7 protein-coding genes are annotated in these 11,621 nt (G+C 42.1%); all 7 read right to left on the minus strand.

The genetic code is table 11. The features are described from left to right. Window positions 1-322 precede the first annotated feature (322 nt). A complete protein-coding gene (locus L2747_RS20525; protein WP_249000816.1) occupies window positions 323-2,242 on the minus strand; it encodes a bifunctional diguanylate cyclase/phosphodiesterase in 1,920 nt (639 codons plus the stop codon). Window positions 2,243-2,250: 8 nt separating this feature from the next. Then, window positions 2,251-2,958: a transglutaminase-like cysteine peptidase gene (locus L2747_RS20530; protein ID WP_249000817.1), complete on the minus strand. Its 708-nt coding sequence runs from the start codon at window positions 2,956-2,958 to the stop codon at window positions 2,251-2,253. 18 nt (window positions 2,959-2,976) lie between these two features. Next, window positions 2,977-3,582 (minus strand): OmpA family protein, encoded by a 606-nt coding sequence (locus L2747_RS20535; protein WP_249000818.1) that lies wholly within the window; start codon window positions 3,580-3,582, stop codon window positions 2,977-2,979. Continuing rightward, the gene (locus L2747_RS20540; protein WP_249000819.1) at window positions 3,579-5,012 is read right to left on the minus strand and encodes a TolC family outer membrane protein; all 1,434 of its coding nucleotides are present in this window, start codon (window positions 5,010-5,012) and stop codon (window positions 3,579-3,581) included. The genes L2747_RS20535 and L2747_RS20540 overlap by 4 nt, the downstream gene beginning before the upstream one ends. 27 nt (window positions 5,013-5,039) lie before the next feature. Further along, window positions 5,040-6,422 carry an HlyD family type I secretion periplasmic adaptor subunit gene (locus L2747_RS20545; protein WP_249000820.1) on the minus strand — a complete coding sequence of 461 codons (1,383 nt, stop codon included), beginning with the start codon at window positions 6,420-6,422 and terminating at the stop codon, window positions 5,040-5,042. Further along, the gene (locus L2747_RS20550) at window positions 6,419-8,596 is read right to left on the minus strand and encodes a type I secretion system permease/ATPase (protein WP_249000821.1); all 2,178 of its coding nucleotides are present in this window, start codon (window positions 8,594-8,596) and stop codon (window positions 6,419-6,421) included. Before L2747_RS20550 ends, L2747_RS20545 begins: the two co-directional genes overlap by 4 nt. A gap of 96 nt (window positions 8,597-8,692) precedes the next feature. Continuing rightward, window positions 8,693-11,621: Ig-like domain-containing protein (locus L2747_RS20565; RefSeq protein WP_283107375.1), on the minus strand; the 2,929-nt coding region annotated here is incomplete at its 5' end.

Here is an 11,621-nt window from a genome sequence, read left to right on the forward strand (position 1 = left end):
CTTGAGAAATCAAGAGGCTTTTTTCGTTTATATTTGCTGGGAAAGAGCTTGAATCCTCACTCTTTTGTCATGCGACCACTTTAATATTAAGCCTTTCGAGTAATCGAAAGGCTTTTTTGTATTTAAAAACCGGCAAAGGATTCGAATCCTCTCTTTTATGAAACCATAGCCGACCACTTTTACATGAAGCCTCTCGAGTAATCGAAACGCTTTTTTGTATCTAAAAACTGGCAAAGGATTCGAATCCTCTCTTTTTATGGAACCATGGCGAATACTTTTCAAAAAGCCTCTTGAGAAATGAGAGGCCTTTATCCGTTTGCGGTTACTCCACAGGTGTTGGCGGTGAGATATAACCCATATAGGCATTCGTTTTTAATGGAACAAAACGTTTTAGCTGCTCGTTCTCTTCAATACCCGTCACAATCACTTCAATATCTAAGCCTTTAGCCACATTTATTAGAGCTCGACAAAGCTCGCTACTGTGCTCACTTTCGTCATAATAAGCGAAAGATTGATCAAGTTTAACGTAGCTTGGGCGTAGGTTTTGTAAATACGACATAGAACCAAACTGACGACCGAAATGGTCGATACCAAAGTGGGAGCCGTTGTCTCTAATGACAGCACAGAGCGCCTCACAGGACTCTGGTGCGCTATAAACTGCCGCTTCAGGGATATCGAAACAGATCCGTTCTCTTAGCGGTGATGAGCGCAAGAATTTGTTTAACCATTGGTGGAATTCTGGATCGCCCATACTTTGGAAGGTCAAATTCACAGCGATAGGCTCAAAGTTTCTTTCGAGGAGCTTTTTGTTATGAATACTTTCAATGAGGCATTTATCTAGCAATGTTCCCAGTGAAAGCAACTCGACATATGGCATGAACTGGCCTGCTTGTACCATTTTTCCGTGAATAGATAACTGACAATAAAGCTCTCTTTGTAAAATAGAGTTAGCTCCGTTAAGCAATATCGGTTGCCACTTAAATTTAAACTCACCGTCAGTTATTGCAGTACTTAAATGTTCACGCCATTGCTCTCTGGTGAACAATTGTTTTTCATTGCTTTCAAACCAGTGGAAAACATTATTATCTTGAATAGATTTCTGCAGAGCGTTGTCAGCTTGCGCGAGAATATCGGTCACCGACATTTGCCCTGTGCGTTCGGCAATACCGATAGCAAAGTGCTCATTGGGCTTACAGCCAGCTTTTGATACTTCTTGATTGATAGTACGGATCAGTGTTTGCAGATACTTACTTGTTTGCTCATGTTCTGAATTAGTGACAAGAAAAGCAAATTCATAAGCTGAGATCCTTGCGATAACAGATGTTGTTACCCCATCTAAATGTTGTTGCATTTTATCTGCGAGTAATTTTATGGTTTCGTCGCGCACTTGATAACCATATTTGCTATGAACCTCTTCAAGCCAATCAAACTTAGCCATCATAAGCGCACCGCTTTTAGGTTCGCTTAACCAACTGTTTAAATGCCCCATCATATATTGGCGATTAGGCAGGCCAGACACTTGGTCGACTAAGTTTTTCTTTCTTAATTCACCGACCTCTTCATCGAGAGAGTTAAATATCTGCTTAAGCTGATCTGACATGCTATTGAAAGCAAGAACAACTGATTTTAACTCAACAGTTTTTGGCACTTTCATGTCTGGGCCAAACTTTCGATTAGCAACTTCTTTGGCGTGCTCGGCTATTTCGTGCAAAGGTTTTAATATCCATGTTAAGCCTAAGCGAGCAAAGATAATGGCGATAAGAAATAGAATTGAAAATACGGTAATCGCGTTAGTCATTGTGCGCCACAACTCGTGGTAACCAAACCCTGGATGAGCGGTGATTTCAAGACGTGCTAATTGGATCCAGCCAGAGGTGATAGTGCTTTCGCGTTTGATGGTTTTAAATAAACCTAGGTCGATAAACCATTGTGGTACACCTTCAATAGTTACAGGATTTTGCCAAACCTGCTGCTTGCCATCGACGAGCCAGGTGAGCTTTACTTGTTGATAATAGCCACCTTCAAAAATGACATTTATCAGGGTTTCGGCGCCAACAATGTCTCCGGCTTCGAGATCAGGAACCAGCATAATCCCTAAAGAGTGACTGGTATTATTGAGATCAGACTCCATCTGCTTTGTGAGGAAGTTTTGAGTTTCAGTAAACTGAACATAACCCAAACTTGCAACCACCAGTAAAAATAGCGCAAACAGTAGTGTGTATATCTGTCGAAACAGTGTCATCTTGTTAACTACTCCAGTTTTATCTTGGGTTGATTAAGTCGCTCTACACCCAAGCGATCTTTTAGGTCATTCCATTTCGCTAATTTAGACGAGGAGCCTGCTAACACACCGCGTCCTTTTTCTTTGTTTAACCACAATTGTCGACCGTTAAAGCTATAAACAGGCAACAGATCGGTTCTTTGAGTCGCGGGCTTTATTTGTTTATCAAGATTATCTAAAACTAGAGGGATAGAGGCTGGTGTTTCATAATAGGCAAGTACCATATGGTATTGATTTACACTGGTTGCTTTAACCATAGTAATTCTTAACTTGTCTTCTGAAACGCCAAGCTGGAGTAGGGTAAAGTATTTGGCAATTGAAAAGTCTTCGCAGTCGCCACCACTAACGCCTATAAACTCCATGGGCGTTGCCCAGTAATTTTTATTTCCCCAAAGTTTTATATCGTCGACAAAATGAAATAGGTTAAAAAAATTATTAACCATTAGAATTTTATCGCTATCTTGCAAATCCTTCGCTTCATCTAAAATTTTAAACCAAGCCCTAATTCTTTTACCCGCACGTTCACCATACTGTGACTCAATTGTTTGGGTTATTAGGGCTGAATCGAGTTTTTTTACCGGAGCAGCATAAAGACAAAAGACAGACAGAGTTAACACCGTCAATTTGAATTGGCAGACTTTTTTTAATTTTTTTAATGGATAAAGCCTGCCAACCATGATGCTCTATTAAAACTCCTATTTAACTTCTTCGTCTACCGTATAGATGTGCCACTTCATATCAGCAGTGGTATCGTCTCCGGTTAATTCTGCAATCACCCTACGGTTTACCTTGTGAGCTGCAGCGGTATGAGTCGGGTCAATTGGGCGATCGAAGCTATAACCTATAGCACTGAGCCTATTTGAATCAATACCAAAACGCTCTGATAGTAAAGAACTGACGGCATTAGCACGGTTTTGCGATAAAACCTGATTATGCTCATGGCTACCCGTTTTACTACAATGTCCTTCAATCACGGCATCTGTATTTGGGAACTCTTTCATAAATACAGCAATGACCTCTACCTGAGAGTAATACATAGGGTCGATATAGTAAGAGTCATTCGCGAACAGAATTTTAAGCTCTTGACGCTCATTAATCGGTTTAATTTTACCACAGCCATAATTGTCGATAGTTGCACCTAAAGCTGTTTCATTACAACGCTCTCTAGCAACGATAACACCGTCATGATCGATATCGCTAAGATCATTAACTTGTACCGTAGGTTCATCCATTGTGGCTATGTCACGCATTGAGCAGCCACCCAATGTGATGATACCTAATAGAATTAATAAGATTTTCATTGTGGGACTCCTCCTTCATAGTCTCTTTCGCCTTGCCAAACGTCAGGTCTGGTTACGCGTAATGAATTAAGTAATTGCCCTGTTGCATTGAGTACTCTGTATTGAGCAATAATTTCATCATATTCAGATTCTAAATAATCTTTTCTGGCTTCAAACAGCTCATTTTCAGTATCAAGTAAATCCAGTAATGTACGTTGGCCTAAGTTAAATTGCTGGCTATAGGCAACTTGAGTGTCTTTTGCTGCAATAACATGATCACGGATATACATTTTTTGTGGCGTAAGTAGCTCGTAAGCATTCCAAGCTAAATTTGCACCTTCGACTACTTGTCTATGTGCTCTTTGACGGATCTCTTTGGCTTCGCCAACTTTGTAAGCAGCTTCCTTTTCTCGGGCGAGATCGCGGCCACCGGCAAATAAGTTGTACTTCATTCGCACCATAGCGACGAGGTCATTATTATGACCGCCTACATCACGTTGAAATGTTCCACTACCAGAAATTCCATCTTCACCATCAAGATTATTATTCCAGTTACCATCAAGCTCTAAGGTAACTTTAGGGTAATAATTTGATTGAGCGGAATCTCTTTCATTTTTCGCAGCATTGATATCACTTGCTGCTGACTTGAGGATAGGATGATTCTCTTGAGCCATAATAATGCTGGTCCCAAGATCAGCTGGCAGCATATCGGCATCAGGAACTGGCACAATCATATCTTCAGGTTGTTGTTCTACTATGCGGACAAACTGCGATTTAGCATCATAAAAATTGTTACGTGCTGAAATAACGTTTGCATTGGCCCGTGCTAAACGACCTGTTATTTGCGATAAATCTGCAGTAGATCCTAAACCTGAATCTGTCCGCTGTTTGATTTGCTCATAGATATCTTTATGGCTTTCAAGGTTCTTTTCCGCCAACGTGAGTACTTGTTCACTACGGATGTAGTTGATATACACATTGACGACATCTAAGGCCATATCTTCAGCTGCGGCAAATAGTGCCCACTGCTCTGCACTGGCTTCAAAGCTATATCTATCCACTTCACTGCTGGTATAGAAGCCGTCAAATAACATTTGTTTAATACTAAACCCAGCTTCACCACGTTCAAGCTCGATTACACCATCATCGTCGACTTCACCTTGGCCAACACCGTTGACGACACGGCGGCGAGTGGAGGGGCTATTGGTTTGTTCCCAACCATAACCCGCACTAATATCAACCGTTGGCATATAGCCTGCAACTGCTTGGTTGACTTGCTCTTCACGTGCTTTGAAGCGGTTAAATGCAATTCTAATTTCTGGATTAGTATCCAAAGTATGTGCAACGGCTTGCTCTAGTGTTTGGCTATAAGCAGATGCCGGCATCATCAGTGCACCAACAGTCAGTGCTAGTGCACTTCGTTTGAGCTGCCGTATTTTGCTACTACCCATGTTTACCCCTCCTGGTCGTTTTCGGGCCTAGCGCTCTCTGAGCGCTGTGTCTTTTGCCCGTAATATTGGATTAAGTATGTACTCTAAAACGGATCTTTGCCCTGTAATCACATCAACGGAGGTTAACATCCCTGGTATGATTGGCATTTCAGTGCCGTCGTCCTTGGTTAAGCTAGAAAATTCAGTTCTAACTTTTACGATATAAAAACTGTTACCTTCTTCATCTTGGCTAGTATCGGCACTGATATGCTCGACCGTGCCATTAAGACCTCCATAGCGAGTGAAGTCATAGGCGGTAACTTTTACTACAGCTGGTAATCCTGGGTGTAAGAAGGCGATATCCTTAGGAATGATTTTTGTTTCAATCAATAATTTGTCTTCTGAAGGAACAATTTCAATTATATCCACCCCCGGCTGGACTACACCGCCTAGGGTATTAATATGAACTGTTTTAACCGTTCCGTTAACTGGTGAGACAATTTCCGCCTTGCTTACTTTATCTTGTGCGCCTACTTGAGCTTCGTTCATGCGTGATAGCTTGGTTTGCATTTCATTGAGCTGGGCTCGGCTATCGGCTGCATAAATTAATACTGATTCACGACGTTTTAAAATGGCTTCATCCATGGTTGATTTGACTTTAGGGCGGAGCAAGCGAAGTGAGGCTAACTCTCCTTGAATGTCGTTAACTACGCGCTGTAGTTTTAATAATTCAACCTCAGGAACAATACCTTTTTGTGCTAACGGGCGAGTAAGTTCAAGTTCTCTTGAAACCAGTTGAAAGCTAGTTGTTAAGGTTTTAATCTTAGACGCGAGTTCTTGGATCTCTTGATTTCGCTGTTGGATCTGCCTAGCTTGGATTTCAAGCTGATTACTAAGGTTGTCGAGTCTACCAACGTATTCTTCACGTTGACGTCGAGTTAGCTCTGGCTCGCTGTCTTCAAGACTTGCCGGAAAGATTAGTGTCTGAGGAGAGATTTTTACCTGTTCTCGCCAATCATTACTGATGCCAGAAATCGTGATGCTATTGAGTTCGGTTTGCAGTCGAATAACATTGGCAAGCAAGCTATTAACCTCTTGCTCTTGTTGAGCAAAGTCAGACTGAAATCGTGTAGCGTCAATTCGAGCTAATGGCTGACCTTTAGTGACAATCAAACCCTCTTGCACATACATATCTTGTAAAATACCACCATCCAAACTTTGAATGACTTGCACTTGAGAGGAGGGGATGACTTTTCCCATTCCGGTTGTTACTTGATCGAGTTCTGCAAAGTAAGCCCAAAGAACAAAGGTAATGGCTAAAGCTGCTAATGCCCAAATCGTTAACCTATGACTAGCTGGTGCATCGGTCATCATCGCGCCATAAACGTCATCGACCATTTCTAAGTCATGGGTTGTTAGATGTTTACTCATTTTTTCGCCGCTCCAGCTAATAAGCCATCATTGAGCTTTTTAAGCACTTCAGCTTTAGGGCCGTCAGCCACAATATGGCCTCTATCGAGCACAATAATTCGGTCAACTAGATTAAGAAGATGCATCTTGTGAGTAATAAGCAGCAAAGTTCTATCCTTGCTGACGTTGTGCATCGCATTGATAAATTGCTTTTCTGCACGAGCATCTAAACTTGCCGTTGGTTCATCCATTAATAAAACCGGAGGGTCATTTAGTGTCGCGCGAGCAAGGGCAATCGTTTGTCGTTGACCACGAGATAGCTCACGACCACCCTCACCAACTTGTTGATCTAGACCTTCGGTTTCTAAATTGGTAAACAGATTAACGCCAGACAATTGAACAGCCCTAATGAGCTGGTGTTCGGTAACTTGGCGGGTCCCAAATAGAATATTGTCACGGATTGTGCCGTGGAATAGGGTGATATCTTGCGGCAAATAACCAAAGTTCCGCCTTAGATCGCTTGGGTGGATCTGTGCAGAATCTAGGCCGTCATAAGTCAGGCTACCTTTAGTAGGTTGAAACAACCCAACGAGAAGTTTTGCTAGTGTGCTTTTACCTGAACCATTGCGTCCAATAATTGCTATTCGCTCTCCGGGATCAATATTCATCGATAATGGATGCAGAATTGGACGCTCAGAACCGGGATAACTAAAACCTACATGATGCGCACTAATTTGGCCTAAAAGGCGCTGGCGACTGACTAAGTGGCCTTTGTTTTCAAACTCATCTTCTTGAGTCATTAATTCATCAAGTTGTCGTAGTGCACTCGCGGTTTGGTTCCCGCGAGTCATTAAGCCTGCTAGCTGTGCCATCGGTGAAATCGCACGGCTAGATAAGATCACCGCTGCGATAATTCCACCCATAGAAATTTCATTTTCCGATACACGGTAGACGCCTAAAATTACAACAAAAATCACTGAAGTTTGCACCACAAAAGTGGCCACATTAGTCACCGATGTTGTGATTTTTTTACATTTAAGCTGCCAATTTGCAGTGTGGCCTATCATCTGCTGCCAGCTTTTTTGTACGAGTCCTTCAGCTCCACTAGATTTAATTGACTCAATTGAAGCTAATGATTCAATAAGATGGCCGTGTTTAAGTCCTGAAAACTTATTACTTTCATCAATGGCAGCCTTAAGCTTTGGCTGCATAATCAATGTGTAAGTAATAATAATTATGCTACCTAATAGCGGAATAATTGCGAGATCACCTGCAACGATATAGATGATGGTCAGGAAGAATAACGCAAAGGGTAAGTCAACTAGAGTAGTTATGGTCGCCGAAGTTAGTATGTCGCGAATACTGTCAAACTCGCCAAGCTGCTTAGCCATACCACCAACGCTAGGCGAGCGTTTTTCTAAAGGGATACCAATTGCTTTTGCGAATAGTCGAGAAGAGACTATGATGTCGACTTTTTTGCCTGCCACATCAATTAAGTAGCTTCTCAATTGGCGCATAATTAAGTCAAAGATGTAAGCGATACCAGCACCAATCGCCAATACCCATAATGAGTCAAATGCTAGGTTGGGAACCACTTTATCGTACACATTCATGATAAATAGTGGTGATACTAAAGCAAATAAGTTAACTAGCACTGACGCGATAAGTGCGTCTCGATAAATTGGTGCAGAGTCTTTTACGGTTTGCCATAACCAGTGAACTTTACTGTCATGCAGATGAACATCTAGGCCCATGTCTCCGCGGTATTCTTGCTTAACTAAAAATAGATAGCCGACATACAGTGCTTCTAGATCTTCAATGGATAGGGTTTCTTTGCCACCCGTTTCTGGTAATTGGATAACAGCACGGTCTTTTTCTATATCAAGTTCGCGAAGTAAACAGGCTTTCTTATCTTTAAGTAGCAAAATACACGGCAACATAATCGCCGATATTTCGTCTAAACCTTTGCGAGATAACTTGGCTGCAAGTCCAGCTCTATTTGCTGCCTGCGGTAATAGCTCAGGCGTTAATACGTTACCTTGCATTGGCAGGCCTGCAGCCAATGAGTCACTGGAACAGGGGCTACCGAAATGCTCGGTGAGCAGAACTAAGCTGTCTAACAGAGGATCGACAATGACTCGTTGTGAGGCCGAAATCGTCCACTGCTCTGTGCTATTAGGATCAGAAGCAGACACTTTAGGTACTTATCCTTAAGATTTTATTATCTATTATTATTGAAGTATCGGTCATAGCGGCCTGTTTTGCCACAGGCCATTATTTGCTTCTTTCGTTTAAGGTATATGATCAAAACCAACGGGACTAAATGGATCGTCCAGTGGATCTGGTCCATTGACCGATTGGGTAACAGGATCACCTGTTGAAGTACCAACAATAAGTGGACCGTCGCCATTGTTGCCTAATAAACCAGATATTATTTCGGATTCAGAGCCACCGTATTCAGTTTCTAAGTTGATGCCATCTAGAGTGATGTGTTGATCAAAGTTACCATCTTGATTGGTATCAATATTGATTGTGGTAGAGCCGCCATTAACACTAAAGCTGATTAAAGGCGCTAAATCACTTATCGAGTCACCTTGCAGGATGTCACTTAAATCAAGCTTATCTTCAGCAAGATCGAAATCTGTAATGGTATCTGTTATGTCGTCGTTGCTATCTACTGAATTTTTAGTCCAAATAAATGTATCGGCTCCAGTGCCACCAGTTAGTGTGTCATCGCCTAGGCCACCGATTAAGGTGTCTTCTCCCATTCCGCCAATTAGTATGTCATTACCTCCTTGACCGAACAGAATGTCATTACCTTCACCACCTTCGAGTGTGTCATTGCCATCCGCGTCGGTTGCGGTATCAAAAACAGAAGGGTTGTCTGAAATGAACTGATGGATATCTTGCATTGAGAGACTGTTCTCATCGACATTGCTTTCTTTCGCTACAATAGCCTTAAGTGCTGATAGACCTTGAACTGTAGTTGAACCGTCAGTGAACTGAACGAGATCTCCGAACAAAATGTCATTGCCTGCATCGCCAAACGCTTTGTCATTCCCTGGCTCTAATGCGGTTTCATTACCTAAAATAATGTCGGCTAAATCGTTTACATCAACTTTAAACCTAACATTACCGTCACTATCATAATCCTTGATATCATTTTCTTTAATAGAGTTTTTTATCCCTACAGCTTCGACTTCTGAGACTTCATTTAGTAAATCAAATGCCGAGCTTGGACTGCCGTTAGTATTATGTTTTCCATCAGTGATAAAGTAGGTAACATTGTTTCCTGGGTTGGCTAATATATCGCTGCTATTAAACCAATCTTTAGTTGCGCTAAAAGCATCTATGTAGTTGGTGCTTCCTCCACTTGTAATAGCTTTCCATGCCTCACTTGTATTGTTTTCTAGAGCTGCTATATCAAGATCTTTTATGTTGAAAGATAGGCTAAGAGTTGCAGAACCTGAGAAGTCAATAACGGCTACATTTACAACACCAGAGTGCTGACCGGATGCTGACGCTAATAACACTTTAAATACTTCGATTAATTGTGTTTTTGCATTATCAACAGCAGTTACGCCCATACTTCCAGAGGAATCGAGAATAAAGGCTAAATTATAATTTTCACCTTGAACAATTTGTAAGCCACTGGTATCACTAACAATAATATCATGGTCATCTGAACCTTGAATAATATTGTCACCATCAGTACCGCCCATGTAGTCGTAATCACGTGTTGGCATGACATCAAAATAAACAGTAGCCGTATCAGTCAGGCCATCAGCATCTTGGACGGTATATTCGTAACTAGCTGAGCCGGTAAAACCAGCGTCGGGTGTAAATACAACATTGCCTTCAACATCTAGCTCTACCGTACCATTTTGTGGATTGCCTACAGCTATGATTGACAGTATATCACCATCAGGATCGGTATCATTGGCAAGAATTGAATCAGCGGTGAAGGTGAATGGCGTATCCTCAAATACGGCAACACCATTAGCAATTATCTGATCTCCAAGCGGAGTGTAATCACCAATTTGTTGATTATTACTATCAAATTCGCCCAATTCGATATTTAGTTGATAAGCACCACCTTGATCCCAATAAATAACTTCTATTGAGTGAGCGCCAGATTCATCGATATCAAAGTAGATATGCCCGTCATCGCCGGGTACTCGAGTACTAGAAGATTGGTTTCTTGATACTTCAGCTACGACAACACCATCAATCATTACAGAATAACCGTCATCTGCAGTTACTTTTAAGCCGTAGGTTCCAGCATCTAATTGAACAGAACCTTCCATGTGTAAGATGGCATCAGAGCTATTTCCTGGATCATTGCTTAAGCTTGTAGCGTCATCACCCAAGAATTGTTGCAGACTATTACCTGTACCTAAGTTTCCATTACCCCAAGCATAATTTAGGGTCGTAGCAAAGAAGGTTGCATTGGCTTCATTGTTATTAATGAAATTTCTAACCTGTTCTACAGAAGATAAGTTGCCGCCATCAGTACTATCGTTGTAGCTGTAATAGGAGCTATTAAGCCCAACACCAAAGTAGTCATCTGTAGCAATCGGAGGTTCATTAACATTTGCCAGCTCAATTGCTACAGTTGCAGTATCTGTTAATCCAGTAGTATCAGTTACAACAACATTTAGAGTAAAAGAGCCTAGATCTGCATCATCGATCTCTTTATTAAGCGTTATCTCGCCAGAATCGGCATCAATCGTAAATACACCATCGGTGAGAGAGCCGCCCGCAAAACTATAAGTTAGCCTATCACCACTGTCAGGATCATCTGCAACCACTGTGCCTACAACTGTTCCTGCAGTTGCTCCTTCATTGATACTGCCAAAATTGTAACTATCGTCATTGGCATCATCGCCAGCAACATCACTTCCTGAGCGGAATTCTGGGGCATCATTCACCGGGCTGACGTTGACAGTGACGGTGATGGTTTCCGTCACGCCGCCTGCGGTCACGGTGTAAGTGAAGCTGTCTGCGCCATGGTAATCGGCACTTGGCGTATAGGTGAGCTTGCCATCTTGACCGATGGTCACGGTGCCGTGGGCGCCGTTAGTGACAGCGGTGATGGTCGCATCCGCGTTTTCAAAGCTGTCATTATCTAACACATCAAACTCAAGCGGGGTGTCTTCGGTGACATTAAGGGTATCGGTTAGGATATCCACCACCGGGGTCACGGTGACATTAATGACT

Source organism: Shewanella marinintestina, from assembly GCF_023283845.1.
In the GTDB taxonomy this organism is placed as follows: Bacteria; Pseudomonadota; Gammaproteobacteria; order Enterobacterales; family Shewanellaceae; genus Shewanella; species Shewanella marinintestina.

Bases quoted from the DNA above. Each gene is read 5' to 3' on its own strand.
- L2747_RS20525 (WP_249000816.1), bottom strand. From the start codon at position 2,242: ATGACACTGTTTCGACAGATATACACACTACTGTTTGCGCTATTTTTA.
- L2747_RS20530 (WP_249000817.1), bottom strand. From the start codon at position 2,958: ATGGTTGGCAGGCTTTATCCATTAAAAAAATTAAAAAAAGTCTGCCAA.
- L2747_RS20535 (WP_249000818.1), bottom strand. From the start codon at position 3,582: ATGAAAATCTTATTAATTCTATTAGGTATCATCACATTGGGTGGCTGC.
- L2747_RS20540 (WP_249000819.1), bottom strand. From the start codon at position 5,012: ATGGGTAGTAGCAAAATACGGCAGCTCAAACGAAGTGCACTAGCACTG.
- L2747_RS20545 (WP_249000820.1), bottom strand. From the start codon at position 6,422: ATGAGTAAACATCTAACAACCCATGACTTAGAAATGGTCGATGACGTT.